This window comes from Pseudanabaenaceae cyanobacterium SKYG29 (genome assembly GCA_025055675.1).
GTDB lineage: Bacteria > Cyanobacteriota > Cyanobacteriia > Pseudanabaenales > Pseudanabaenaceae > M5B4.
Genome location: JANWWT010000006.1, coordinates 1 through 26736, shown reverse-complemented (window position 1 = coordinate 26736; position 26736 = coordinate 1). Strand labels below are relative to the sequence as shown.

Sequence of the window (26736 nt, the reverse complement as noted above, 5' to 3'; positions counted from 1 at the left end):
GCTGGGGGGATACATTAATGGTGGTATGGCTGTATTGCTCTTGTTCTACTCCTTGATCTTCCCTGTGAGTAGATGTGGTTTAAGTGTGGTTATATGAGAGTGTCTGGTCATAAAGTTACAAATATAGTATTTGTTGGGAGATTGCGATAGTGATCTGAATAGGGGCTGAGTTGTGCTTTTGTACCCGATCGTTTTTTTTTGCTTCTAGTATAATGTTAAGCGATTTTACAGTTTTTACCCCCACTATGGAAACTTCTCACATCGATACTCAGTCTTGGCGCAGGGAGCTACAAAAGTCCGAGCTTTACCACCGTCGTGGTTTTGGGCATACAGAAGAAGCAGAAGCCCAGCTGGTCTCGGAGTATCAGAGCTCCTTAATTCAACAAATTCGCCAGCAAAACTATCAATACACAGAGGGAAGAGTGACAATTCACTTAGCCGAAGCTTTTGGCTTTTGTTGGGGTGTAGAAAGGGCGGTGGCTATGGCCTATGAAACGCGCAGTCAGTTCCCCCATCATAAAATTTGGATTACGAACGAGATTATCCACAATCCCCTAGTGAATGCCCGTCTACGGGAGATGGCAGTGGAGTTCATTCCTGTAGTTAATGGGGTGAAGGATTTTTCCGTGGTACAAAAAGGGGAAGTAGTAATCCTACCTGCTTTTGGTGCTAGCTATCAGGAAATTTCTTACTTGCAAACTGTGGGTGCCATCATTGTCGATACAACTTGCCCCTGGGTGTCTAAGGTGTGGAATCGGGTAGAAAAGCACAAAAAGGCTGATTTCACTTCTATCATTCATGGTAAATACAACCACGAAGAAACGATCGCTACTAGCTCCTATGCCAAGCGTTATTTGATTGTCTTGAATTTGTCGGAGGCAGAGTATGTGGCAAATTATATTTTGCAGGGCGGCGATCGGGAGGAATTTTTACGTAAATTTGCTAAAGCTATGTCCTCCGGGTTTGACCCCGATCGGGATTTAGAGCGAATTGGTGTGGCAAATCAAACCACTATGCTCAAAAGTGAGACGGAAGCGATCGGGAAGTTGTTTGAACGGACAATGATGCAAAAGTACGGGGTGGAAAATTTGAATGAGCACTTCTTGGCTTTTAATACCATCTGTGATGCTACCCAGGAGCGCCAGGATGCCATGGTCAAACTGTTGGAACATGACCTGGATTTGATGATTGTCATTGGTGGGTTTAATTCCTCCAACACTACTCACCTGCAGGAGATGGCCAAGGAGAAGGGGTTAGCTTCTTTCCACATTGATGGTGCCCACCGCTTACTCTCCCGCTCAGAAATTGAACATAAACCCCTCCACAAAGATGTAGTCCGCACTAAGGGTTGGTTACCTACTGGCAATATTCAAGTCGGTGTCACTTCAGGGGCTTCTACACCCGATCGGGTTGTGGAAGAGGTAATCCTTCGTTTGTTGGAGCTGGCTAATACTTAACGCCCAATGCCGATGTATTTGAAGCCGGCGGCTTCCAGGCGACTCCGATCGAGGTAGTTTCTACCGTCAATAAATATGGGCTGATGCATAAGGGTAGCGAGGGTAGGATAGTCCAAGTTTTGGAAGTGGGGCCAGTCGGTGACCAAAACCAAAGCATCACAACCATCGGCCAGGCGTTCCACATCGGTTTCCACTGCTACGTGGGCAATGCCATCCCTTAAGCCTGACTGGGACACGATCGGGTCATAGGCTTTTACTTTTGCTCCTAATCTATGCAACTGCTCAATGATAGTGAGAGAGGGGGCATCCCGCATGTCGTCGGTGTGGGGTTTGAACGTGAGACCCAAAAGCCCGATCGTTTTCCCCTTGAGAATTTTTAACACCTGCTGCAATTTTTCAATCACCAATAGGCGCTGTTGCTGGTTGACTTTGACCGCTGCCTGCAAAATTTCTGCCGTATAGCCGTAGTCTGCCGCTGTGTGAATAAGAGCTGCCACATCCTTGCCGAAACAGGAGCCACCCCAACCTACCCCCGCCTGAAGAAACTTCTGACCAATGCGACTGTCTAAGCCAATCCCCCTTGCCACTTCCTGGACATCTGCCCCTACCCGATCGCAAATGTTGGCTATCTCATTGATGAAACTAATTTTTACTGCCAGGAAAGCGTTAGCCGCATATTTGATCATCTCTGCCGAACTAATATCAGTAATCACTACAGGCACAGGGGGTAAAGTTTTAGCAGCAGCATAGGTACGATCGATAATACCTTGATAGAGGGTCTGCATCTTGGCAATCGCTGTGGGGGAACTGCCACCCAGGACAATCCGATCGGGATTAAAAGTGTCATAGACGGCGGAGCCTTCCCGCAAAAATTCGGGGTTACTGATGATGTCGAAGTTGGGGGGGTGAGGGTTGGCAGCTGCCTGCATTGCATCTAGAATCACCATGCGCACCCAATCCCCAGAACCAATCGGGACAGTTGATTTATTGACAATGATGCGGTAGTTACTATCGAGATACTTGCCCAAACTGCGGGCAACTGCTTCCACATAGCGCAAATCTGTCTGTCCATCGGGTAGGGGGGGCGTGCCTACCGCAATAAAGATGATTTCTGCCTGACTAACTCCCGCACCAATGTCTGTAGTGAAAGTAATTAACCCTTGGGCTAAGACCTGTTGCAGGATTTCCGGTAACCCTGGTTCGTGGATAGGGCAGCGACCTGCTCGCAAGACTTCTACCTTTGCTTCATTGTTATCAACACAGACCACCTCATTGCCCATGTAAGCCAGGCAAGCCCCCGTCACCAAGCCCACATACCCCGTACCAATCACACAGACCCGCATCGCCATCCCCAACTGTGGCATCGATCATAAAACCGATCGGTGTAAGAAGGGAATAGCATCTAACGCCATAGCACCGCACAGACAACCCATGTACACGATCGAGTATTTGAAGACATCCACAGATAGCTGGCGATCGTGGGGTTTTTCTAGCAAGCGCCACCCTTTAGCCGCAAAAGTTAAACCCAAAACCAGAGCTGCTCCACAGTAGATAGCTCCCATCACTCCCAGGGGCACTACCAACAAGAGACTGATAGGAATTAACAGCAAGATATAGAACAAAATTTGCCAAGCGGTAGCTATTTTCCCCTTTACCACAGGCAGCATGGGCACACCTACCCGCGCATATTCCTCCTCAATCATCATAGAGAGCGCCCAGAAGTGGGGAGGAGTCCACACAAAAATAATGGCAAATAACACCCATGCCGTCCAATCCAAGCTACCTGTCACTGCTGCCCAACCCACCAACGGTGGAATTGCTCCGGCTGCCCCCCCAATGACAATATTCTGGGGATGGGAACGTTTTAACCATAGAGTATAGACCCCTACGTAGGTGACAATCCCTGCCATAGCCAGGCAAGCCGCCAGGAGATTAGCAAAAACTGCCAACAGCAGGAAAGAGGTAGCCGCTAAAGCGAGAGCAAACACCAAAGCCTGGCGGGGTGTAATTTTGCCTGCAGGAATTGGTCGCCAACGGGTGCGTTCCATTAAATAGTCGATGTCGCTGTCATAGATACAGTTGATAGTATTAGCAGCCCCTGCCGCTAACGCTCCCCCCACCAGAGTTACCAATAGTAGCCAGGGATTGACTTGTCCCCGTCCGGCAATCTCCATCGCCCCCGCTGTGGTAATCAATAACAGCGAGATAATACGGGGCTTGGTCAGCTGCAAATAATCGTAGATAGTCTGTCTCCACCCCAGGAAAGAACTATAGCCCAACAAATTTGTCATGCTTTCCTTCCTCTGATTGCCAAAACCGCTACTGCCCAACAAGCACCAAATAGGAGGGCTGCTCCCGTCTGATGCAATACCGTCACCACTGGTACCGATAACTGTAATTGATAAGTTGCCACCCCCACCAGAATCTGCCCAGGAATGAGAACTCCGATCGTTTGTGCTAAGCGATGAACTATGGCAGGAGCATCAGGAGTCCGCCACACCCAAATCGGTAAGAGACTTGCCCCCACCGCGGCAGGCACTACCCCCCACAAGTGATTGTGCATGACCTGACAGAGAGCACTGTTAGCCAGACATTGGTGTAAAGCCCATTGGGAAGCCACCAAAGCACCCAACACACTCTGCCCATAGACCAGAGCAGTGGAGACTGCCCCTACCAAAGCCAAGCGCTCTGCTCCCCCAAAGGCAGCTATCGGCTGCATACCCAAGCCGATCGCCAACCACAAAGCCCAAAAAGCCATGCCTGTTGCCAAGTGAGCCGTCACAATGTCAAAGCGCAACAATTCCGTAACTGTCAATCCCCCCAAAATACCTTGCCAAACCACCACTGCTACCGCTAAAACCCCACTCCAGGGCACCCACCTAGGCAAACTCTGCCGATACCACCAGCTACAGACAGCAAACCCGATCGTGAGTAATCCCACGCCACTGGCAATCACACGGTGAAACCATTCCCAAAACACTTGCCAGTTCATCTGGGTAAGGGGGACAACCTCGCCATAACAGAGAGGCCAATCAGGGCAAGCCAGTCCCGCATTCATCACCCTGGTAGTACTGCCCACAGCCATCAAAGCCAAAGTTAGCCCTGCCATCACCAAGGCGTAATTCCTTAGCCAGCTACCATCCCTTACTAGGGGTAGAGTTCTTGTCATAGCCCTTCTTCCATCCGTTGTTGTAAGAATGTTAAGGGGAAGGAGAGCAGGACTAGGTGGATCGATCGGTTTTCTTAAAGATCAACGAAACATGACACTGACAGAGGAATCCTCGTGCACCCGCCAAATAGTTTCTCCTAGCAAATTAGCCACTGACAGGATTTTCAACTGGGGAAACCGTTTTTCCTCAGGCACAGGGATAGTATTGGTCACAATTACTTCCTGAAAGACACCACTGGCAAGACGTTCATAGGCAGGCTCCGAGAAAACTGCGTGAGTAGCACAGGCATAAATTTCCTTAGCTCCGTGCTCTAACAGAAGTTTTGCCCCTTCAAAAATCGTCCCTGCTGTATCAATCATATCATCCACGATAATTGCGGTTTTCCCCCGCACATCCCCTACAATATTGACCACTTCTGCCTCATTGTGGTTTTGGCGGCGTTTGTCCACAATGGCAATAGGAGCATCATTGAGTTTTTTAGCAAATGCCCTTGCTCTCGCTACCCCCCCCACATCCGGCGACACCACCACTACATCTTCCAGCTGTTTCTCCTGCAGATAGCTGAGAATCACAGGGGCCCCGTAAACATGGTCACAGGGGATATCAAAGTAGCCCTGAATCTGGGCTGAATGTAAATCCATGGCTAGAATACGATTTGCCCCCGCTTCTACAATAATGTTCGCTACTAGCTTAGCGGTAATCGCTTCCCGCCCTGCAGTTTTCCGATCGGCTCGCCCATAGCCATAGTAGGGTAGCACTGCTGTAATTTGCCGTGCCGAAGCACGCCGACAGGCATCAATCATAATCAGGAGTTCTGTGAGGTGGTCATTGACAGGGCGACAGGTGGGTTGAATTAAATAAACATCGCAACCACGAATGGATTCCTGTACCTGTACATAAATTTCACCATCAGCAAAGGTCTTCCGCACCATAGGACCCAAACCCATGCCCAAATAGCGGGCAATCTCCTGTGCCAGGGGAATGTTAGCCGAACCAGAAAACAGCCTTAACTTGTCCTCGTGCCGTCGATCAGCAGGGAACTGATGGGTGCATCTAGGTATAGAGAAGGTCACCGCCGTTGTCAAAATAATCTAATAGCATCCTATCATTAAATCCGCGGTCTGCGCCGTTGTAAAAAGTCGGGGATATCTAGGTCAGGCTTACTGACAGGATTATCTGGTTCCGAGGGGGGGGTGGGAGGAGATTTAGTAGCACTTGGCTTCTTGATAGGTACATTGGTCGGTCCATTTTTACCGGAAAACCCAGTGGCAATGACTGTCACCATTACTTCCCCCTGCATGGTATCGTCAATCACCGCTCCAAAGATAATGTTAGCATTAGCATCTACTACATCTTGAATTGTCTCCGCTGCTACCGTTACCTCATGGAGACTTAAATCCCTACCCCCTGTGATATTCATCACTACCCCAGTTGCCCCCTGAATGGAGGAATATTCTAGGAGAGGGGAGGAAATGGCCATCGTAGCTGCTTCCCGCGCCCTAGACTTGCCCGACCCTGTCCCTATCCCCATCATGGCTGATCCTGCATCTGCCATCACTGCCCGTACATCGGCGAAGTCTACGTTCACTAGCCCAGGAATCGTAATAATATCAGTGATCCCCTGCACACCCTGCCTGAGCACGTCATCTGCTAGTTGAAATGCCTCCTGAATGGGAGTCTGCTCCGTAATCACACTCAGCAGTTTATCGTTGGGGATCACAATCAAAGCATCAACGTTCTCCCGCAGAGCAGCGATTCCCTCCTCTGCCTGGCTAATCCGCCGTTTGCCCTCGAAGGTAAAGGGACGGGTCACCACTCCGATCGTTAAAGCGCCCACTTCCTTTGCCACCTCCGCAATAATGGGGGCAGCCCCTGTCCCTGTACCACCCCCCATACCTGCTGTAATGAAAACTAGGTCAGCTCCCTCTACTGCCTGGGCAATGTCATCCCGCGATTCTTCCGCCGCCTTCTGCCCAATAGCGGGGTTGCCTCCTGCTCCTAGACCCTTGGTAATTTTTACCCCCATCTGGAAGCGCTTGCTTGCTTGGGAGAGCATAAGGGCTTGGGCATCGGTATTAAAACACCAGAACTCTACACCACTGACCTGGGCAGCTATCATCCGATTGACCGCATTGCCACCGCCACCGCCCACGCCAATGACCTTAATCTTAGCTGTGTTGCTGGGCATGATATTCTCCCCCTTGGGGTCAGGGGTGTATTGCTGCTTTAGGGAGGGGCGTTTCGGGGCTTGCACAGGCACTTCAGGCTCCACAATCTCGTCCAGGTCAAGTAACTCTTCCAACTCTCCATCACCAGAGTCATCGGCAAGTAGGTCAGTCCAGTTGTGTGTAGGCATTATACTATCGCTTGGTAGTGGTTACGGAAGGGAAACAGAAAATTTTGCTGTCGGTGCAGCCAGGTCTCTAAAATCAAGATACTTGATATTGTTGCCCTTGATAACCTGGGGTAAAGAGCGCATCCGATCGAGTTTTGCCAGTTGTTTAGCGAAAGTCTCCCGCTCAAAATTGCCACAGTGAACTACACCCAACTCTGTCGCCAGAATTAAGTTGTTGCGATCGAGCCAGTTGATTTGGCTAATCGCCACGGGACTGCGGGCAACTAGGGAATATAGCTCTGCCCAATGGGCACGCACCTGGTCATCAAAACCCACCACTGTCAAAGGGGGATGTAGCTTGGTGGGGTAGCTAGTGGCAGGTATCCACACACCCTCAGTATCAATGTAACCGTTTTTGCCTTCATACATTGCCCGTGCCACGGGCACCCGCTCCTTGACCCGAATCACCAATTGGGTGGGAAACAGTCGCCTCTGGACTTGCACTGCCGCCAAGGGGGCTTGGCTCTGCAACTGACGGGCAATCCGTTGTGGTTCTAGGCGGAACAGGTACTGGGGCAAAGAGAGATTGAGGTGGGCTTTTAGTCCTGCTTCGGGGAGGAGGTTTTCTCCCTCGATCGTGACTTGCCCTAAGTCATAGAGGTACCAAAAGGGGGCATTAGTCAGCCGCCAGATTCCCCACACCAAACTGCTACACAGTAGTACCTGCCACCACCCTCTCAGGCGTCGTAGTTGGCGTTGCCGCCGTTTTGCCTGTCGCCGCTCAGAGAAACGATAGCGCTCGGCAACCATACCTAGGGGTCTCCTGAGGGACTACTGTGAAACTGTCTCTCTAACTGGGCAATAATTTCGCTGCGGCTACGGGGACGGACATAGGTGAGGGACTTGACAAAAAAGAATACCGCCCCCACCATCAACAAAAGCAGCAGTGAGACGTATAGCAAGACAAACATAGCTGTCATTCTACCTATGTTCCTAGGGTAGTAGAATTAAAAGAATTTGGCAATTGCCAAGTGCAGAAACCCGATCTTATATTTGCCTGGGGGGAAGGCTTAAAATTTTTTTAAGTTGGGCGCAACGGTAAATATGCAAGAGACAGGCACAATTAGCATTCACACTGAGAATATTTTCCCTATTATCAAGAAGGCTCTCTATTCCGAGCGGGATATATTCTTGCGGGAGTTGATTTCTAATAGTGTTGATGCCATTACCAAATTGCGTCTGGTGGGGTACGATAGGGCGGCTGCCCCAGAGGTAAGAATTACGGTCGATCGGGCTAAACGTCAAATTTCGGTAGCAGATACGGGAATTGGCATGACTGCCGCGGAAGTGAAGCGTTATATCAATCAGGTGGCGTTCTCCAGTGCCAGTGAGTTTGCCCAAAAGTATGCAGGGGGGACGGACCAGCAGTTGATTGGTGCTTTTGGATTGGGTTTTTATTCTTCCTTTATGGTCGCCGAGTTGGTAGAAATTGATACTTTGTCCTACCAAGAAGGAGCAACGGCAGTCCATTGGCGCTGTGATGGTTCTACCCAGTTTACTATCGAGGATGGTACCCGCTCGACGGTCGGTACGACTGTCACCCTAACTTTGCAGGAAGATGCGGTGGAATTTTTGGAAACCAGTGAGATCAAACGGATTGTCAAACGCTATTGTGATTTTCTCCCTGTCCCGATCTTGTTGGAAGGGGAAGTCATCAATCGGCAGAAAGCCCTGTGGCGCGACCCCCCCAGTAGTTTGAGTAAGGAAGACTATTTGGAATTTTATCGCTATCTCTATCCCTACCAAGATGACCCCCTGTTTTGGATTCATCTCAATACTGATTACCCATTCATCATCAAAGGGGTGTTATATTTCCCCCGCCTGAAACCCGATATTGACCCCACTAAGGGGCAAATTAAGCTATTCTGCAATAATGTCTTTGTCAGCGAAAATTGTGAGGAAGTTATCCCCAAGTTTCTCCTGCCTTTGAGGGGGGCAATTGATAGTACGGACATTCCCCTCAATGTTTCCCGCAGCTTCCTCCAGGGTGACCCCAAGGTGCGTAAAATCCAAGACTACATTGCTAAGAAGGTGGGCGACCACCTGCAAAAAATGTATGCCGACGATCGGGAAGCTTTTCTTGCCTGCTGGAAGGATATTGGGGTATTTATGAAGTTTGGCTCCATGAATAGTGATAAATTCTATCAGCAGGTGAAAGATATTTTGGTGTATCCCACTACCCTAGAAACAGAACAAACTAAGAGTCAGGGGGGCAATTATACTACTTTGTCTGATTACCTGGAGCGCAATCGGGAGAAGCAGAAAAATCGGGTGTTTTATACCTCTGACCCGATCGGACAAAGCCAATACATTGCCCTCTACCAAAAACAGGGACTGGAAGTTCTAACCCTAGACTCTATCATTGACAGTCACTTCATTCACTTTTTGGAACGGGAGTACCGCGATGTCAAGTTTGTGCGGGTAGATGCAGAACTAGATGATACTCTCCTCGACAAAGAGGCTAAAACTGAGCTAGTCGACCCGAAGACGAATAAAACTAAAAGCGATCGGTTAAAGGAAATTTTTGAGCGTGTTCTCAATAAACCTCGTCTGAATATTCGCACTGAAGCCCTTAAAACGGCTCCCCCTGCTATGATTCTTTTGCCGGAAGCTGCCCGCCGTATGCAGGAAATTTCTATGTTGCTGCAACAGAGCAGTCCCAGCTTCCCGGAAGACCATATTCTAGTCATCAATACCGCCCATCCCCTCATGGATTACATCTTGCAACTAGACCAGGGCAGTATCCTTCTGCCGGGGGGACAGAGTAGCAGTGATACTCTCCAACTCCTGTGCCAGCATGTTTACGACCTTGCCCTACTATCCCAGCGCAGTTTCGACCCCAAGGTGATGCAGGGCTTTCTCGATCGTTCGGTGGAAGTCCTGACGCGGCTGGTTAGGATTTAAGGCGCATATCTTGAATGGCACTGATAGCTACAGCTGTAATTGCCTGGTCTGTGGCTTTTGGGAGATGATAGTAGTTGCCCCCTGCCGCAGCTGCTAGTTCCTTAGCAAAGCCAGTAGAAACAAATTTGTTCTCTGTATCAATTACCAAAAAGGACATCCCTAGAGCGCGAATTTTTTGGGCAATTTCTAGCAGTTCCCCTTTGATGTCAGGCTTAGTTTGGGGATCAATTGGTTCTCCCAAAGACCTGGCTAGGGGTACATTACCCCGTCCATCCGTAATAGCAATGATAATTACCTGTCCCACCTCCCCTGTTTTTTGGGCATTGAGACCAACTCTTACTGCCTGGGTCAAGCCGTGGGCAAGGGGTGAGCCTCCCCCACAGGGCAAAACTTCTAATCGTTTGCGGGCGGCTTCGATCGAGCGGGTGGGCGGTAGCAATACCTCTGCCTGTTCGCCACGGAAGGGAATGAGGGCGACTTGATCTCGATTTTGATAGGCTTCAGTCAGTAGACGCAGCACTGCTCCCTTGGCAGATTGCATACGATTGAGAGCCATGGAGCCAGAGGCATCCACCACAAAAATAGTGAGGGCACCTGCCTTACGGGCAAGCTTTTTCGCTCTGATGTCGGTTTGCTCGACGTAAACTTTCTTTTTAGTGCCATAACGCTGACGACGCGCTTTTTGGTAGGGGGCAGCTACCCGCAAGGTGGCATCCACGGCAATGCGAGGGGTGTTACCCTGGGGCAGGACGGGCTTAATGTATCTCCCCCTCTGGTCGGAATAGACGAGACTACGGGCACCCGACTTACCCGATCGGCGCACCATCTGAGCAAAGTACATCACTTCGGGGTCAAGAATTACGCCCTCAGGGTCAAAGACAAATTCTTCCGGAATGGTGGGAGATTCCTGGTTATCGGGGTTGTCTTCTTCTTGGTTTTGGTCACTGTTTTGGGGTTCTGGTGGTGGCGGGGGCGGTGGGGGAGTTTGATTTCGGGGGATAACGGTGGCGCGGGGCACGATGACTAATTCCACGGCTAGGCGCAGGTCTTCGCTATTGACTTGGGTTCTACCCTCTAAGGCACAGTGGGCTTTCGCCACCCGTACAGCAAATATTTCGGCACGATGCCCCTTGACCTGGGCGCGCAGAGCTTCCTGCACTAGATAGTTGATTTGGGTGGTGGTGATTTCCACCTGGGGCAACCATTCCCGTGCCAGGAGGATTTGGGTTTGCAGTTCCTCTATCTCCTGTTGAAACTGGGCAAGAAATTTGCTGGGATGGTCAGCATAGGCTAGAGCAGCATCGACAGCCGCTAGTCTTTCGTCTAAGCCCAAAACGCCATCGGCGGAGAGAACCAGGGGAATCCGATCGAGAAATGCCTCACTCAATGCTCCCTCTTCAGGGTTATAGGTGGCAATAAACAAAGGTTGACAGGGATGCCAGAAACTGATGCCTTCTCGTTCAATTTGGTTATACCCCTGCCCGATCGCTTGTAGCAACAAACTCGTGATCTGGGGGTCAAGGAGATTGATTTCATCGACGTAGAGAACTCCCCGATGGCATTCCGCTAAAATTCCCGGTTGGAAGACAGTCTGACCAGTTTGTACCGATCGGGCGACATCCACAGCACCCAACAAGCGGTCTTCTGTTATCCCTAGAGGCACTTGGCGGAAGGGGACCGGGATCACCCTAGTCACCAGGGGATCGGGGTGGAGACTATCTTCCCAGTTAGCGGGTTGATTGGGGTCACTGTTGCAGATAGAGCCTACTACTACTTCGATCGGGGGGAGGAGTTGATGGATACCCCTTGCCAGCACAGACTTAGCCGTACCCCGTCTGCCACTGATGACAATTCCCCCCAAACCTGGGTCAACGGCGAGCAGGAGGAGAGCAGTTTTAATAGCTTCCTGTCCTATGACAGCACTCAGGGGGAAGGTCATAAGTATCTACAGTAAAATGCGCCTAGTATAGTTTACATTTGCCTGACTCTCAACTAGAGTCACCCTTAGATTAGCCTTAGAGGAGAGCACATGGACAACTGGCAGGCTGGTTTGTCAGTGGGGGTTTTTGTGACAGCGGTTGTACTTCTGATGACGGACTTATTACCCATGCCGATTGTGGGTTTGGCAGGAGCATTAGTTTTGGTCTTTACTAATGTCATCTCCCTGGCAACAGCAATGGAATATGTCGGGCGCAATCACACTACTCTGGCTTTGTTTTTTGGTGTGATGGTGATGGTGCGTTCCTTTGCACCGACTAAAATCTTTGCCTATCTGGCAGCGCAAATGATTCGTTTTAGTGGCGGCAAGGGAAAGAACATCCTATTGGGTATTGCTATTAGTACAGGGTTGTTTAGTAGTTTGTTACCCAACGCAACCACGGTCTTGTTATTAGCACCTCTCCTCCCCCCCCTAGCCGAGTTGATTGGCGTGGATTTCGTGCCCCTATTAATTTTAATGGCGATTGCTGCCAACAGTGGTGGTCTTTTTACTTTGATTGGCGACCCTGTTAACTTTATTGTTGGAGATTTTTTGCAGATGACTTTTGGACAATATCTGCACCAGATGGCAGTCAGTGGCATCCTTACGATGCTAGTTGTGGTCATTACTTTACCTTTTCTCTTTCCTGTCCTATGGCAATCTGATTTCGGCTCCCTTGCCCATTTACCTGTACCGCCAATCCATCACCGTCGCACCCTGGTAGTTGGTGGGGTGATCGTACTCTTGGTTGTGATTTTCTTCGCGATCGGTGATTCCCTTGCTTCTAGAATTACTCCGCCTGCTGTAGCGTTATTGGGGGCAACTCTGTGTATGTTGCTTTCTGATTTAACGGGAGTGGACAAAGTCAGCCATATTTTGCGGGATGTGGACTGGAGTACGCTCATTTTTTTTATGTCTTTTTTTGTATTGATTGGCAGTTTAGAGGCAACGGGTGTAATTGGGCAAATAGCAGGGTTTTTAACACCGATTTTAGGACAAAATCCTGGACTATCTGTCTTGATTTTGCTGTGGGTAACTGGTTGCCTGTCCAGCTTAGTGCCTAACATTCCCCTCGTAGTGGCAATGGTGCCTTTACTTAATCAATATTTAGTAAATGTTGGCAGTACAGCAATAGAAAATCTACCCTTGTTTTATGCTGTAATTTTTGGGGGTAGTGTGGGGGGCAGTGCCACTCTAATCGGGGCTTCTGCCAATTTAGTAGCTGCGGGTGTAGCAGAACAATATGGTCGCACTCTGTCTTTTGCTAAATTTTTACAGCTGGGATTACCCATTGCTGTGGCTCAACTCCTCCTAGGTAGTTTATTTTTATTGAGTAAGTTGTAGGGTTTGCAACCAACCATAAACCCTTGAATGTCCTGAAATAACTATGCTATGCTGAGCCACAATTTAACCCGATCGGTTCCCTCAAATGGCAAACAGTACATTCTCAATACGGCAACGGCTCAGACCATATTCTAGCTTGGTAATTTCCCAGCCCTGATTATTCTTCCCCCCATCTAGGAGTTGCAATTTGATGGAGAACTGGCAAGCGTTTGTTGCAGGCAGCACGTTTCTAGGCGTGATTGGTTTGATCATAACTGAATGGATAGACATCACTGTGGCAGCCTTCCTAGGGGCATTGCTGTTGGTGTTTCTCAATGTCATGACCCTGCCGGAAGCGATCGGTTACATTGGGCGGGGTCACAGCACCCTGGCTTTATTTTTTGGGGTGATGGTGTTGGTACGGGCGTTTGAGCCAACTAAAGTGTTTGACTACCTGGCAACCCAGATGGTGATCCTATCGCGGGGGCAGGGAAAACGTTTATTACTGGGGATCGTAGCTCTGACAACTATTGTTTGTGCTTTTTTACCCAATGCCACAACGGTAATGCTCCTGGCTCCCCTGTTACCACCGATGGCAGCCGAGCTGGAAGTGGATTTTGTGCCCCTAATTATTCTCATGGTAGTTGTTTCCAATAGTGCTGGCTTGCTGACTCTCATCGGTGACCCTGCTACCTTTATCGTTGGTGATGCCATTAACCTCAGCTTTACCCAGTATCTATGGCGGCTGAGTTTGGGGGGAGCACTAGCTATTGGAGTAATTATTTTTTTGTTACCTGTACTATTTCGGCGCATTTGGCGTAAGGAACTAAAATCCCTAGATGACTTGCCCCATCCCAAAATTAACCATCCTCGCACCTTGGCGATCGGGTCAATAATCGTGCTGTTTGTCTTGACATTTTTTGTGATTGGTGACAGTTTGCCTGTACGCATTTCACCGCCAGCAGTTGCTCTTATGGGGGCAGGTTTAGCGATGTTGTTGTCCCATAAAAGCAAGATCGATACGGTAACCCATATCTTGCGGGATGTGGACTGGTCGACGCTGATTTTTTTTATGAGTATTTTTGTATTGATTGGCGGGTTGGAAAAAACTGGCATAATTGACCAGCTATCGCTGATTTTGGCAGGAGTAATTGGGAGAAATGTTTTCCTGGGTTCAATTTTGCTGGTGTTTGTGATTGGCATGCTCTCCAGTGTGATTGCTAATATCCCTCTAGTAGTGGCTATGGTACCCCTTCTGAAGAAATATGTCGTGGAAGTAGGTCTTGCTGGTAGTGAAATTCTGCAGCCGGACTACAGTGGGGAATTTCCCAATAATGTCCTGCCCCTGTTTTACGCCATGATGCTGGGGGCGACGCTGGGGGGAAATGCTACTTTGACTGGGGCTTCAGCTAATATTGTGGGAGCAGGGGTGGCGGAACTCCACGGGCGACGCATTAGTTTCAAAACGTTTTTGCGCTATGGTGTCCCGATTACTGCTCTGCAATTGGGGGTAGTAGCCCTCTTCTTGATTGTCAGATTCCTGCTGTGGATTTGAAGCTACAACCCGATCGTTGTCACTGCAGGGCAGGACTTCCCTCGTCAGGCAATAGAGGTAAACCCCTCCGCTACGCCGTTTTACCGCAGTTTTTGACCCCGGATAACCCAGGTGGGCACTGTCACTCTGACTTAAAGTTTCCAATTGCCAGGATTGGTCTACTGCCGTCAGATTAAGATAGTTCCCTTACAAAACTGTCATAGATCAACAAACATTATAGGTAGACACGCACGCCGCAGAGGGGCTTAGCTAATATAAATGCTATCATTGCTGCGGTCAAGCATTCTCTAACTGAGGTACAAACTGGTTCATAAAACGGAGATTGACAACTTCCCAGTTGACCACGTTCCACCAGGCTTTTAGATAGTCGCCGCGGCGGTTTTGGTACCTGAGATAATAGGCGTGTTCCCAGACATCGTTGCCCAGGAGGGGATACTTGCCCTGCAGCAAAGGACTGTCCTGATTGGGGGTGGTGATAATTTCCAACCGATCGCCACTTCCTACTAGCCATACCCAGCCACTGCCAAACACACTTAAACCTGCCTGCTCAAAGGACTGTTGAAACTCCGTAAAGGAACCAAAGGTTGTATCGATCGCCTGGGCTATGTTACCTGTGGGCTTACCACCCCCAGCGGGAGACATAATTGCCCAAAAAAGGGTGTGATTGAGGTGTCCGCCACCATTGTTTCTCACTGTGGTGCGAATTGGACTGGGTAGTTGGTCAAGATTTTGGATGAGTTCGGTTAAACACTTGTTATGCAATTCGGGGTAGGGGGTGAGCGCTCTGTTCAAATTGTTGACGTAGGCAGCATGGTGGCGGTCGTGATGGAACCGCATAGTGTCAGCATCGATGTAGGGTTCCAGGGCATCATAGGCATAGGGTAGGGGCGGTAATTCGTAGAGTTGCTTAACCTCTTGTGCCTCTGCTAAATTAGGCAGAACGGTTAGACCAGCAAGGGTGGTGAGGAGAAAACTACGACGGTTCATAGGTTACAGGTGACGCTTGCCTGCATTATAGGAGCTATTTGCCCAGGAGTTTCACCATTCCAATGCCAGCAAAATATAAACCACCTACCGCCCCTGCCAAGAGTGCTTGGGTTGTCGGGTCAGTGGAGGGAGTCAAAACGCCTCCTAAAATTGCCGCCCCCAGTACTACGTAGCGCCACCCCGTCAGCATCTGGCGAGAAGTGACAACTCCCAGTAACCCCAGTAAAGTCTGAATCACGGGAATTTGAAAGGCTAAGCCCGTGCCAAACAGTAGAATGAGGACGAATTCAAAGTAACGATCGATCGACCACAACTGCTCAACTACATCTGCTCCATAGCTGACAAAGAAACGCAGGGCAGCCGGAATAAGCACGAAGTAGGCAAAGAAAATCCCACCCACAAACAAGGTACTAGAGCCAATCAAGATCGGGGTGACAATCTGCTTCTCTCTGCGTGTCAAACCTGGTAGGACAAACTTGACAATTTGATAGACAATCATTGGTGCTGCCAGGAGGAGTCCACTGTAACCCGCTACCTTCAATGACACAAAGAAATATTCGCCAGGGGCAAGTTGTAAAAATTTAATCCCCTGGGCGGGGAGTTCTAGCCAAGCAACAATCTGACGGGCAAAGACAAAACAACCCACCGCACAGACTGCCACTGTCCCCAGCGCTACAAAAATACGCCTTCTCAGTTCTTCTAAGTGGTCAAAGAGGGGCATCTCCACATCGTTTTCCCCCCTACCAACTAGCCAACTGTTGCTAGTTTCTGACTCTGTCGGCACGATCGTTTCTAACTCCGCAGTCATAGACATCTCCTAGGGCTTCTGCCATTCTAACGCGATCATCTGGGGTTGCAGTGTCTCTAGGGTCGTACCCCGAAAGTAGAAGGCAAGAATTTTCTCATAGTTCCAGCCCATCCTACTGAGACGGTAAGCACCCGTCTGACTCATGCCCACACCGTGCCCTAGACCACCCCCCACAAAGGTATAGCCAATTAACTCCCCTTCCCCATTCAACTGCGGTTCTAGGTAAAACAGGGTGCTTCCTGGCGCGTGGAAGGCATCGCGGATTTCGTCCTTCTCGATCGTGATTGTCCCTGTATCTGTCTGCACCTGCATTTTCAAGACTCTGCCAGAGCGGGATCGTTCCGTAATCTGCACTGAGCGGATACGCTGAAAATTAGTTTTATTGTCCCCTGATTTGCGTAGGAACTCCCGCAGAGTAGTTGCCATCTCCTCTAGGGAAGTAAATTTTTCCCAGCGGAAGGTGCGCCAGCCCTCTTCATTAAAACCACGACGCAGGGTGATAAAGCGGCGGAAGTCCTGCTCCCTGGATAGGTCTAGGTTCTGGGGGGGAGTGACAGTATCAAAGACGGAGCGCAAGTAGGGCCGGTCTGCACCATCCCAGAGGTCATGGAAGTTAGCAGTGATGCCACCCGTAGTAGAAGAGTAGAGAGCATCAACTACTTTGCCCCCATAGGTGAGGACTTTACCTCTCGTATCTTGGATGGCACGATCGGCGACAGGACTAGTGTTTTTCAACCCAGCATAGACCTGACAGTGGGTAGTGGCACAAATCTCGTAATCATCCACCACAAAGCGATGGCGGTTAGCCAAGGCATAGGTACGGGCAAGGACAGCCTGGGCTTGAATAGCGCTATAGGGGGCTTGGTAGCCAATCTCATGGGGCACAACTCCCCGCAGGTAGGTCTCCAGGGGCACAAAATTTACTAGAGTAAAACTGCCAAAGGCGTTGGGCTGTAGCCGCAAAGTGCCAGGGTAGGGGTTCTGATTGACCAGAGCAATGCCGTTTCTAGTACTGATGTCCACCTGGGTACCCTTGTAGGTAATACCATTAACTTCCCAACTCAAAACAGGGCTAGTGGTCAGCCAGCGGCTCTCCAATCTAGCGACATTATTGCCCAGCCAGCGCAATTTCTGTACTAGTAAGCGCCGTGCCACAGGATTGTCATAGTCCGATCGTTTTGCCCACACTTGCCACCGATCGGGTTGCACAATTTCCGTATTGATACCGAGGGACTGCCAACGATGGGCACTAGCCTGGGCATTTTCAAAACTGCGGTGATAGCTCAAGACCACCCTTTCTTCTAAGCGGGGTTGGGGCAATAATTCAGGTACCACCGTAAAAGTAACCTGTTGGGCAGGCATCGTCTTACCTGCAAATTTGAGCTGGAGTTGATCCCCTGGCGGCGCTTCTAGGTGGAGACGCTCCCCTGCTTGCTTACCAAACCGCTGCACAATACCGACTTTGAGGATGGGATTAGTTTCTGCCTGGACCGAGGTAAAAGGGGAGAGGGTAATCGCTAGACCCAGACCCAATAACGTTGTCTTCACCATAGACTAGAAATCGTAGCGACTACCGTAGGAATGCAGAATTTCCCTACCCCGCCGAATGACCGCCTCTGACCCCTCCAATAGCAAAATATACTGCCCCTGGTTGAGATAACTGCGACACTTTGCCGAAATATGACTGCGGTGGAGCCAACCAAACAACCAACCCAGTATTCCCCCCACCAGGGTAGCACCACAGAGGAGACTTACCCCTAACCCGATCGCCCACCACCAGGGCAACAGCCGCAAATAGAGAACTAATCCCATTGCCAACAAAGCCAGGAGCGAGCCAATGCGCAAACCCGACCCCATTCCCCCAATCGCTGTCTGTCTGGCGATGCGATAGGGAGGCATCAAGCAACCGAGGTACTCAGGACTACTAAACCCTTTCCCCACCAGCACCATATTTTCAGGAGAGATGCCGTTAATTTGCAAAAAGCGATAGGCATCAAAGGCTAGTTCCTCATCGGGGAAGATAACAATCATTTGGGGGGGAGACTTAGGCATCAGCAGGGTCATAGCGCAAACTGTGGCTATTTTAAGACTTGAGCTAGTATTTTAGCTGACTTTGTTTGAGTTCTACTTGGTCTGCCAAGTGTCGGCGATAGTTTAGCACCTTTTGCTGTAAATCGGATCTCTCTGTTGCCAAAATCTGCACGGCTAGTAACCCCGCATTAGTACTGTTATCAATGGCAACGGTAGCGACTGGAATTCCCTTGGGCATCTGCACAATAGCATAGAGGGCATCCACTCCTTGCAACTTAGTCACAGCCACAGGCACACCGATAACAGGCAAAGGAGTCAAAGCAGCCACCATCCCTGGCAGATGGGCAGCTCCCCCCGCCCCCGCAATAATCACTCTGATACCCCGTACATGGGCAGTCTGGGCAAACTCAAACATTTTTTGGGGCGTACGGTGGGCAGAGACAATGTTTACTTCAAAGGGTACACCGAATTCCCGACATACTTCGATCGCCCCCGTCATCGTTGGCAGGTCAGAATCGCTCCCCATGATGATACTAACCAAGGGTGACATCTAGCGGCAGAAGGTAGTAACCAGCCACAGACAGAGCAAAATCGCCACCAACAAGTTTACCTGGAGGACACCCCCCACCTGGGTTAAACCATGGCCCACAGCTATACCTACCACCAGAGCAATTGCTAACCACATTAGTGTCCGCCCCACCCTATTTTCCTTGCGATGGAGGAGATAGAAGCCTGCAATCAAACCTAAGGATAGACTAAGACTAATATTGGCAGGGACAAGATAGCCCACCAGCCCCAGACCACCGTAGACCAATAAAGTAATGAGTATATCGCCGCCGCGGGGACGCTCCCAGAGGTTAGCCAACCAGGAAGGCGCAGGTAAGGGTTTCAGTTCAGTTGTAGACTCCCCAATTAAATCATTCAGGGAGCGCTCGGCATAGCGAATCCGATCGGGAACCGCAATTTTGCCTTCAATTCTTGCCCGTAAACGATCGCGCAAAATAGCATCGTAGGCAGCCTCTATCCTTTCTAGCTCCACTGGGTCATCCGCTGCTGCCTTCAATAGCCGGTCCCGTACCGCTGTCACCTCTTCAAAGGCGGCATCTTCCTCTATACCGAGCAGCTCATAAGGGTTAAAGCCGTCCATCGCCGACCCCACAATACTTACCTTCCACTTTACCCTAAATTTCTAATCTAGGTACCAAGATAGTTCTCCTCGCTCACCATCCAGTAAACACCTTGCCCCCACCACCAGTGGAAAGTTATCAGGAATGTGCCCAAAGGGTAAATGGGCTACTATGGGCACAGATAAATTTTGTAAACGTTCTTTAAGGATCGTGTCAGTGAGGGGATGGTTGCCAAAATCCCCCAGGGCAATACCCCTTACCCGTTGGAAATAACCGCTCAAGTGCCAGTGGGTCAGCATGCGATCGAGTTTATAGGGAGGCTCATCCACATCTTCCAGGGCAAGAATGATGTCCTGCCAAGGGGGGATAAAGGGTGTACCTAGCAAGTGGGTGGCGACGGTGAGATTACCTGCTAGGAGTCTGCCTTCTGCCTTGCCGCCCTGCCAAGCCATGCCCGCCATCGTGAAGGTGGTCAATTTTCCCGCCACCAAACCAAACAACACTCTTTGGGCTGCAACCGTCGTAGTTGCCAGGGTGACTAGGACTGGCCCATGAATAGATAGCATTTGCCTTTGGGTAGCTAAAGCCCACAGGAGCGCCGTTGCATCGGAAAAGCCAATCACCCATGGGCAGGTCTCCCCCAATTCCCCCAGGTGAGAGAGTAACCGCATCGTACCATAGCCTCCCCTTGCCACCACCAGGGCAGGGTATTGCCCCCAACTTTGTACAAGTTCCTGCCATCGCTCCCTATCCCCACCTGCCAGATAATGCCAAGGACTCTGACCCTGGGGCAGTTCTACCCCGTAACCCTGGGCTTGCCAAATTGATACACCCCTTGCCAGGGCTGCCCCATCTCCTATTGCACCCGCAGGGGCAATGGCTTTGACGACCTGGGGCGGCGCTAAAAAGGCAGGTTGCTTCACGTCAAATACTTAAAAACTCCTGTTGGATACAGAATTAAATCCCCCATAATAAAGTCAGCAAGGGGCAGCCACAGCGCTCGCTTCTTTCTCTCCCCCTCGGCAAAAGTCACTTCCTCCAACTGATAAAAGCGATCGTCGGCAAAGTCACAGCGATAGAGCTGGATGATTTCATGGCCCTTCCTCCCCTCGTAGGTAAAAATATTCTCCAGGCAACCGAGGTAAGTAATATTTTTCAGGCTTGCCCCTAATTCTTCCTGAAATTCCCGCTCCAATGTCACCGCACTGGGTTCACCAAAATCTACTCCTCCCCCTAAAAAACGATAGAATTTTTGGTTTTTGTGCCGATCGATGCCCTCCGAGACAAATAAACGATCGTGGTCGCGGATTAGACCCAGGGCTAGCACCCGAATAGTGTCTGCAAACGCCATAGTGGAATCACTCATTACGTCTTAAAATTGTAGAAGGTGACAGAGGAAAATATGAGCATCTCCTTCGAGGAAGCAATTGTGCGCACCACAGAGCTGCTAGAGGGCACGGATGTCAGTCCTGAGCAAATGGGAGAAGCAGTCCAGGAATTACTGATGACTGAAAATGGTGCCCGTGGCTTTTTTGTGACATTCCTAACAGGAGATTGGTACCAGGCAGACCAACCCAGCCCCCAAATCATGCAAGCACTGGCGCAGTCGCCCACTCCCACAGCGGAACTATTGGTCAAAAACCTGGTTATGTCAACAGCAATGGCAATTACCCATCGGCGCAACGGTGACCTAGACATGGCAAATAGCTCTGTTCGCGTGCAAAGGCGATGCCGCTATCTTTTGCAACACCTCCACCACCCTGACATCACCCCTATCCTCCAAAAGATGCTCACAGGGGAGTACGAAGCTTTCTACCAAAAGTGGGGCTACGACGAGGAACAACGCCAAGCCATTGCCCAGGAACTACAGTCCTGCCTGCAGCCACCAGTCTAAAATCTGACTGAACTGCTGAATATCAATAAAACTTAGCTGATATAACACCATCAAAAGGGGAGCTTCCTGCCGCAGCTGCATCCGCTTTGCCACATCCAGTTGTTCCCGATTGATGATACGGGCTGCAAGCAGGTACTCCTCCAGTTTACCTTGGTGAGGCGGCAGAATGAGACTCATTACCCCAAAAATCAAGCAAGCCAGCCAGTCATTGCCCGAGAGAACGATACTTGACAAAGGCAACCGCCGTAAGCCAAATCACCATACTTTGTCCCCTTTCTTCCCCCAGTAAGTCAATACATAGGCAGTTGGGGTCAATCCACTTTACTGTACCCCTGTAACTATCACCGGTCACCAATTTGACTTCAATTTCTTGCTTGTCCTTGATTAGGTTGTGGATGCGTTTGACGCTGGGGACAGTAGTATCAAAGCTAGGAGCAGTTGTAGTAGCAGCGACGGGAGCACTAGACATAGGCTTATCCTCATATACCAACCCCTATTCTAGTCGGCAATCCTGCCAATAGTCCCTTCTCCTCTTACAAATTCCCCCGCTCGGGACACCCAAATTTAACTAGTCACAGGAAAAGGGAACAGTACTCTGGAGACAGGGTTGAGGTAAAGCTAAATGGAAGCTGGTCGTATAAATCCCATACTAAAACACCTTGGGGACTAACGGAGTTGCTTTGTCCTGGAAATTTTCCCCGACTGCTTTACGCTACTTTTGCTACGTCTTTTGTGTCAGGATATGGCTCTACCCTAATGGTAATTATAGATTTGTGAAACTCTTTTCCCTTAACTTTCATTGCTCTAATTTCCTGGCTGATCGCTGTTGCCAGCCTCTCAAGAATTTGTCACCCTTTTGGCATTTCAGCAATTTGGCAACCTTTTCATGAGACTTCTGATTCAACTCCCCATAGGCTTGTTTTGCAATCTCACCATTGGACCGCTTGTGGGGTGGATTTACTATTTCGTCCTGACCACATTTTGTTTAGTGACAAAATCATGGAATACCTTTCTTCCAGCCTACCTTCTTCTGATTTTCACCCTATTGTTTAATTTAGCGGGTGTCACAGTTTCGCAAACATTCAAATTTAGCAAACCACTTTTCCAGATAGTCAATTACTCTTGGCTAAGTAGTAAAAAATCCCCCCGATCGGGAGGAGCTAGAGTCAAACAATTGTTGAACTAAATGCGGTTGGGGCGGTGCACAATGAACATGGACACCTGGCACTGTTTGATGTTGTCAAAGCCAATCACGCGGATAAAGCAGTTAGGGTATGTCGATCGGCAAGCTTGCACTTCACTTAGAACTTCCTGGGCAGAGGCGGCATTGAACATGGGCAGTTTCCACATTGTCCAGTAGTGGTCAGTAGGTTCCGCTGTCTCGTTGAATTCAATACAGGGGAAAAAGCCCTGATCCAGAATGTACTGAATTTGTTTGGCGATTTGCACATCGCTCATAGGGGGCAAGTAAGAAAGAGTTTCGTAACGACGCTCTTTAGGTAGTGTTTGCATGGTTATCTCCTTAATCCTGGTCTAATCTTTCCCACTCCGGGATGTTATCAGCAGTAGCGTTGACTAACCGATCGAGGTGAGCACATTTAAGTTTAGTATTAGATGCCTCTACCCCCGATCGGAGCATTTCCGGCAAAAAATCGGCGATTTCCTGAGCGAGGTGTTGCCGTACCACCATCAACCGGAAGGCGATTTCCTGATTCGCCTGTAACATTTCCTCTAGGTACATATCCCCATCTTGGAGTTTGCCCGTAGAGGAGAAGCCACGCAACCAGTGGGCAAGGGGGGGATTGGTTTGATCGAGTTGCATTGCCACAATCCGCATTGCCTCGTAGGTCAGGTAACTAATGAGGGTTTTGGTTGTCGCCTTAGCAACTTGGTTAATGTCCATATCCCACCCTCTGTCAGGGCTTTACAGCGTATCGACGGTAGCAAACTCGAACTTGATTTCCTTCCACACTTCACAAGCTACTGCTAGTTCAGGACACCAGCGAGCTGCTTCGCGGATAATTTCATTCCCTTCCCGTGCCAGGCTGCGACCTTCATTGCGGGCTTGGATACAAGCTTCCAGAGCCACCCGGTTAGCTGTTGCCCCCGGCGCATTCCCCCAGGGGTGACCAAGCGTACCACCACCAAACTGGAGAACAGCATCATCGCCGAAGATTTCCACCAGTGCGGGCATATGCCAAACATGGATACCACCAGAAGCCACCGCCATCACCCCTGGCATGGAAGCCCAGTCCTGGGTGAAGTAAATACCACGGGACTTATCTTGTTCAATGTAGTTTTCCCGCAACAGGTCGACGAAACCAAGGGTAGCAGCGCGGTCACCTTCCAGCTTACCAACTACCGTCCCCGTATGTACGTGGTCACCACCGGACATCCGCAATGCCTTTGCTAAAACGCGGAAGTGAATACCATGATTCTTTTGGCGGTCAATTACCGCGTGCATCGCCCTGTGGATATGGAGAAGCATCCCATTATCGCGGCACCAACGCGCCAGACTGGTATTAGCCGTAAAGCCCGCTGTCAGGTAGTCGTGCATGATGATGGGGGCGCCAATCTCTTTGGCAAATTCCGCCCGCTTAAACATTTCTTCACAGGTGGGAGCAGTCACATTCAAGTAATGCCCCTTGATTTCCCCCGTTTCCGCCTGCGCCTTCATGCAAGCCTCTTGCACAAATAGGAAACGATCGCGCCAGCGCATGAAGGGTTGGGAATTGATGTTTTCATCATCCTTGGTGAAGTCCAAACCACCCCGCAGACATTCATAAACTGCCCGACCATAGTTCTTAGCCGACAGACCCAGCTTAGGCTTAATTGTGCAACCCAGGAGCGGACGACCGTACTTATTCAACTTGTCTCGCTCTACCTGAATCCCATGGGGTGGACCTTGGAAGGTCTTCAGATATGCCACGGGCACCCGAATATCCTCCAAGCGAAGAGCCTTCAGTGCCTTAAACCCAAATACGTTCCCCACGATCGAGGTAAACATATTAGTCACCGAGCCTTCCTCAAACAGATCGAGGGGATAAGCCACATAGCAGATATACTGGTTGTCTTCGCCGGGCACTGGCTCAATGTCGTAGCAACGTCCCTTGTAGCGATCCAGGTCAGTAAGTAAATCCGTCCATACTGTTGTCCAGGTACCCGTAGAGGACTCGGCTGCCACTGCTGCCCCTGCTTCTTCGGGGGGTACACCGGGCTGGGGTGTGACCCGGAAAGCTGCCAAAAGGTCCGTATCCTTGGGAGTGTAGTCAGGGGTGTAGTAAGTCAGTCTGTAGTCCTTTACCCCCGCTTGGTAGCCCGCCTTGGGCTTAGTTGTAGTTGGTGAATATGCCATAGCAACGCTCCTTCACTAGAAAATTGCACGCAAAATTATAGGAATTGTAAGATGAAACGGCTGTCAACTCTTATTGCATCTATACGATCGGTAATAAGTACACCGCCTTCATCCCCAGTCTGTGTGGTTAATCTTACCAACTATACAGGAATTTATAGTTTGGCAAATGTTTATATTTATATAGGTAATACTTATGTATTCACTAACTATAAACTTAACTTTTTGTAAATAGGAAGATTTACTTAATATTTCCTTCACAAGTTAGGTGACGTGCCGCCGAGGTGATTTTAGAATTCCGTTAATACTGGTAACAACTATGAACCTGGACGAGATTAGAGTTAAAATCCATAGCCCCTACACCCGCGATCGTTTACTAGCCCTTGCTTCCCTCAAGGATACCCCTCCTGAAGAGGCAGTGCCCCTCATCCTGCAACTGATAGATGACGAAAGCCTGCAAGTGCGGGCTATGGCAGTATTTGCCCTCGGACTCAAGCCCACTCCCCAATCTCTGCCCACCCTAGTCAAGATTTTGGAAACCGACCCTGACTATAGCATTCGGGCTGATGCCGCTGGTGCTTTAGGTTATCTCAGAGACCCCCGTGCCTTCACTCCCCTTCTGCGAGCCTTTTACGAAGACACGGAATGGCTGGTGCGTTTTAGTGCGGCTGTTTCCCTTGGTAACCTAGGAGACGATCGTGCTATAGAAGCCCTCCTCAGTGCCCTCAAAACCGACGAAACCCTCCTCCACCAAGCTGCCATTGCCGCCCTAGGTGAAATTGGCAACCCAGAAGCGATCGAAGCCATCCTGCCCTTTGCCCAATCCCCTGACTGGTTAACCCGGCAACGTCTTGCCGAAGCCCTAGGGAACCTCCCTTCCCCCAAAAGTCTAGCTGCTCTCAAGTACCTCGCCAAAGACCCCCATCCCCAGGTAGCCCTTGCCGCGAACCTCTCCCTTGCCAAACATCCTAAATCGTAAATCCGCCATCCCCCTGCTGTTGTGCCTTCCAGCTCTGCCAATCGAAATACAAATCTGCCAGAGTCAACCCCTCTAGATACCCCTGCACCACTTTGGCAATCCGCCCCTCCACCAACTCCATAAATGATCCCTGCCCCCGTAGTTGCCACTTCTCCCCCAATGCCCCTAGCACCTGTCCCACCGAAATCGACTGGGGAGGGAGGGTCAAGTAGTACCCCCCCCTTGTTCCCCTGATTGCCCCCACCAATCCCGCCCTACGCAAATCCAACAAAATCTTCTCCAGAAAAGCCACAGGAATCCCCCCCTCCCTTGCCAGCACCTCCGCGGACACTACCCCCCGCTCCACCAGAGCCAGCATTGCCTGCAACCCGTAAACCGATCGGCGAGAGAAACGCACAAAAAATTTTATTTAAGTACTTGACAGGGGTTGAGGGGGTGGTGCATATTAATAAAGCGCCTTTTGCGCAACCACCCAGAACCAAGACAAACAAATACACCCACCCCGTGCAAGATTGATTTAACAACAGATACAACAGCCGAGCAAGGCAAAATGGAGAGTTTGATCCTGGCTCAGGATGAACGCTGGCGGTATGCTTAACACATGCAAGTCGAACGGTGCCTTTGGGCACAGTGGCGGACGGGTGAGTAACGCGTAAGAATCTGCCCCCAGGTTCGGGATAACGGTGGGAAACCGCCGCTAATACCGGATGTGACCGGGAGGTGAAAGGCTTGCCGCCTGGGGATGAGCTTGCGTCCGATTAGCTAGTTGGCGTGGT

The 26736-nt window shown here is 50.1% G+C and carries 28 protein-coding genes, 1 rRNA gene and 1 other RNA gene; 7 read left to right on the top strand and 23 right to left on the bottom strand.

Annotated elements, in window-relative coordinates; translation table 11 throughout:
* Positions 1 to 245: 245 nt before the first annotated feature.
* Complete coding sequence (locus tag NZM01_10180; GenBank protein MCS6960399.1) at positions 246 to 1457, top strand: 4-hydroxy-3-methylbut-2-enyl diphosphate reductase; 1212 nt, start codon at positions 246 to 248, stop codon at positions 1455 to 1457.
* Here the strand turns inward: NZM01_10180 and NZM01_10175 are convergent.
* The 7 genes from NZM01_10175 to NZM01_10145 all read right to left on the bottom strand — a co-directional run bounded on the left by NZM01_10175 (position 1454) and on the right by NZM01_10145 (position 7933).
* A complete protein-coding gene (locus NZM01_10175) occupies positions 1454 to 2800 on the bottom strand; it encodes a UDP-glucose/GDP-mannose dehydrogenase family protein (protein MCS6960398.1) in 1347 nt (448 codons plus the stop codon). The two genes, NZM01_10180 and NZM01_10175, sit on opposite strands and share 4 nt — an antisense overlap.
* A gap of 24 nt (positions 2801 to 2824) precedes the next feature.
* Positions 2825 to 3748 carry a heme o synthase gene (locus NZM01_10170; GenBank protein ID MCS6960397.1) on the bottom strand — a complete coding sequence of 308 codons (924 nt, stop codon included), beginning with the start codon at positions 3746 to 3748 and terminating at the stop codon, positions 2825 to 2827.
* Positions 3745 to 4626: a COX15/CtaA family protein gene (locus NZM01_10165; protein MCS6960396.1), complete on the bottom strand. Its 882-nt coding sequence runs from the start codon at positions 4624 to 4626 to the stop codon at positions 3745 to 3747. Before NZM01_10165 ends, NZM01_10170 begins: the two co-directional genes overlap by 4 nt.
* An 81-nt stretch (positions 4627 to 4707) precedes the next feature.
* Positions 4708 to 5688 (bottom strand): ribose-phosphate pyrophosphokinase, encoded by a 981-nt coding sequence (locus NZM01_10160; protein MCS6960395.1) that lies wholly within the window; start codon positions 5686 to 5688, stop codon positions 4708 to 4710.
* Between the two features lie 47 nt (positions 5689 to 5735).
* Positions 5736 to 6986 (bottom strand): cell division protein FtsZ, encoded by a 1251-nt coding sequence (gene ftsZ / locus NZM01_10155; GenBank protein MCS6960394.1) that lies wholly within the window; start codon positions 6984 to 6986, stop codon positions 5736 to 5738.
* 18 nt (positions 6987 to 7004) lie between these two features.
* A complete protein-coding gene (locus NZM01_10150) occupies positions 7005 to 7772 on the bottom strand; it encodes an FtsQ-type POTRA domain-containing protein (GenBank protein MCS6960393.1) in 768 nt (255 codons plus the stop codon).
* 2 nt (positions 7773 to 7774) lie between these two features.
* Positions 7775 to 7933 (bottom strand): hypothetical protein, encoded by a 159-nt coding sequence (locus NZM01_10145; protein MCS6960392.1) that lies wholly within the window; start codon positions 7931 to 7933, stop codon positions 7775 to 7777.
* 133 nt (positions 7934 to 8066) lie between these two features.
* Here NZM01_10145 and htpG point away from each other — a divergent pair, with 133 nt between their 5' ends.
* The gene (gene htpG, locus NZM01_10140; protein ID MCS6960391.1) at positions 8067 to 9926 is read left to right on the top strand and encodes a molecular chaperone HtpG; all 1860 of its coding nucleotides are present in this window, start codon (positions 8067 to 8069) and stop codon (positions 9924 to 9926) included.
* Here the strand turns inward: htpG and bchD are convergent.
* Positions 9916 to 11865, bottom strand: a complete 1950-nt coding sequence (bchD, locus tag NZM01_10135) for a magnesium chelatase ATPase subunit D (protein MCS6960390.1) — start codon at positions 11863 to 11865, stop codon at positions 9916 to 9918. The genes htpG and bchD overlap by 11 nt on opposite strands.
* A 90-nt stretch (positions 11866 to 11955) precedes the next feature.
* Between bchD and NZM01_10130 the strand changes: the two genes are divergently transcribed.
* Both NZM01_10130 and NZM01_10125 read left to right on the top strand, forming a co-directional pair.
* Positions 11956 to 13248, top strand: coding sequence for an SLC13 family permease (locus tag NZM01_10130; GenBank protein ID MCS6960389.1), 1293 nt, complete (start codon positions 11956 to 11958; stop codon positions 13246 to 13248).
* A 190-nt stretch (positions 13249 to 13438) separates the two neighbouring features.
* Positions 13439 to 14782: an ArsB/NhaD family transporter gene (locus tag NZM01_10125; GenBank protein MCS6960388.1), complete on the top strand. Its 1344-nt coding sequence runs from the start codon at positions 13439 to 13441 to the stop codon at positions 14780 to 14782.
* Positions 14783 to 14842: 60 nt separating this feature from the next.
* Here NZM01_10125 and ssrS read toward each other — a convergent pair.
* The 9 genes from ssrS to NZM01_10080 form a co-directional block, all read right to left on the bottom strand.
* A non-coding RNA gene (gene ssrS, locus NZM01_10120) (6S RNA) lies at positions 14843 to 15027 on the bottom strand.
* 31 nt (positions 15028 to 15058) lie between these two features.
* Positions 15059 to 15769, bottom strand: coding sequence for a superoxide dismutase (locus NZM01_10115; GenBank protein ID MCS6960387.1), 711 nt, complete (start codon positions 15767 to 15769; stop codon positions 15059 to 15061).
* 34 nt (positions 15770 to 15803) lie between these two features.
* Positions 15804 to 16577: a twin-arginine translocase subunit TatC gene (gene tatC / locus NZM01_10110; GenBank protein MCS6960386.1), complete on the bottom strand. Its 774-nt coding sequence runs from the start codon at positions 16575 to 16577 to the stop codon at positions 15804 to 15806.
* A gap of 9 nt (positions 16578 to 16586) precedes the next feature.
* On the bottom strand, positions 16587 to 18128 hold the full coding sequence (locus NZM01_10105; protein ID MCS6960385.1) for a SpoIID/LytB domain-containing protein: 1542 nt from the start codon (positions 18126 to 18128) through the stop codon (positions 16587 to 16589).
* A 3-nt stretch (positions 18129 to 18131) separates the two neighbouring features.
* Positions 18132 to 18629, bottom strand: a complete 498-nt coding sequence (locus NZM01_10100) for a hypothetical protein (protein MCS6960384.1) — start codon at positions 18627 to 18629, stop codon at positions 18132 to 18134.
* A gap of 43 nt (positions 18630 to 18672) precedes the next feature.
* Positions 18673 to 19158 carry a 5-(carboxyamino)imidazole ribonucleotide mutase gene (gene purE, locus NZM01_10095; GenBank protein ID MCS6960383.1) on the bottom strand — a complete coding sequence of 162 codons (486 nt, stop codon included), beginning with the start codon at positions 19156 to 19158 and terminating at the stop codon, positions 18673 to 18675.
* Positions 19159 to 19755: a CPP1-like family protein gene (locus tag NZM01_10090; GenBank protein MCS6960382.1), complete on the bottom strand. Its 597-nt coding sequence runs from the start codon at positions 19753 to 19755 to the stop codon at positions 19159 to 19161. It lies immediately after the preceding gene.
* Between the two features lie 42 nt (positions 19756 to 19797).
* Positions 19798 to 20658, bottom strand: coding sequence for an LD-carboxypeptidase (locus NZM01_10085; GenBank protein ID MCS6960381.1), 861 nt, complete (start codon positions 20656 to 20658; stop codon positions 19798 to 19800).
* Positions 20655 to 21086 carry an NUDIX hydrolase gene (locus NZM01_10080; protein MCS6960380.1) on the bottom strand — a complete coding sequence of 144 codons (432 nt, stop codon included), beginning with the start codon at positions 21084 to 21086 and terminating at the stop codon, positions 20655 to 20657. Before NZM01_10080 ends, NZM01_10085 begins: the two co-directional genes overlap by 4 nt.
* 51 nt (positions 21087 to 21137) lie before the next feature.
* Here NZM01_10080 and NZM01_10075 point away from each other — a divergent pair, with 51 nt between their 5' ends.
* Positions 21138 to 21629 (top strand): hypothetical protein, encoded by a 492-nt coding sequence (locus NZM01_10075; GenBank protein MCS6960379.1) that lies wholly within the window; start codon positions 21138 to 21140, stop codon positions 21627 to 21629.
* On the opposite strand, the gene NZM01_10070 is transcribed toward NZM01_10075, so the two are convergent.
* The 5 genes from NZM01_10070 to NZM01_10050 form a co-directional block, all read right to left on the bottom strand.
* Positions 21600 to 21863: a DUF2949 domain-containing protein gene (locus NZM01_10070; protein MCS6960378.1), complete on the bottom strand. Its 264-nt coding sequence runs from the start codon at positions 21861 to 21863 to the stop codon at positions 21600 to 21602. The two genes, NZM01_10075 and NZM01_10070, sit on opposite strands and share 30 nt — an antisense overlap.
* A complete protein-coding gene (locus NZM01_10065) occupies positions 21835 to 22098 on the bottom strand; it encodes a hypothetical protein (GenBank protein MCS6960377.1) in 264 nt (87 codons plus the stop codon). Before NZM01_10065 ends, NZM01_10070 begins: the two co-directional genes overlap by 29 nt.
* Before the next feature lie 713 nt (positions 22099 to 22811).
* Complete coding sequence (locus NZM01_10060; protein ID MCS6960376.1) at positions 22812 to 23141, bottom strand: ribulose bisphosphate carboxylase small subunit; 330 nt, start codon at positions 23139 to 23141, stop codon at positions 22812 to 22814.
* Positions 23142 to 23151: 10 nt separating this feature from the next.
* On the bottom strand, positions 23152 to 23532 hold the full coding sequence (locus NZM01_10055) for a chaperonin family protein RbcX (protein MCS6960375.1): 381 nt from the start codon (positions 23530 to 23532) through the stop codon (positions 23152 to 23154).
* Between the two features lie 21 nt (positions 23533 to 23553).
* Positions 23554 to 24984 (bottom strand): form I ribulose bisphosphate carboxylase large subunit, encoded by a 1431-nt coding sequence (locus NZM01_10050; protein MCS6960374.1) that lies wholly within the window; start codon positions 24982 to 24984, stop codon positions 23554 to 23556.
* A 316-nt stretch (positions 24985 to 25300) separates the two neighbouring features.
* On the opposite strand from NZM01_10050, the gene NZM01_10045 reads away from it, so the two are divergent.
* Positions 25301 to 25960: a HEAT repeat domain-containing protein gene (locus tag NZM01_10045; GenBank protein ID MCS6960373.1), complete on the top strand. Its 660-nt coding sequence runs from the start codon at positions 25301 to 25303 to the stop codon at positions 25958 to 25960.
* Here the strand turns inward: NZM01_10045 and NZM01_10040 are convergent.
* Entirely contained in the window at positions 25950 to 26357 is a 408-nt protein-coding gene (locus NZM01_10040) for an Rrf2 family transcriptional regulator (protein MCS6960372.1), read from the bottom strand. The two genes, NZM01_10045 and NZM01_10040, sit on opposite strands and share 11 nt — an antisense overlap.
* Before the next feature lie 150 nt (positions 26358 to 26507).
* Here NZM01_10040 and NZM01_10035 point away from each other — a divergent pair.
* A 16S ribosomal RNA gene (locus NZM01_10035) occupies positions 26508 to 26736 on the top strand; the annotation flags it as partial.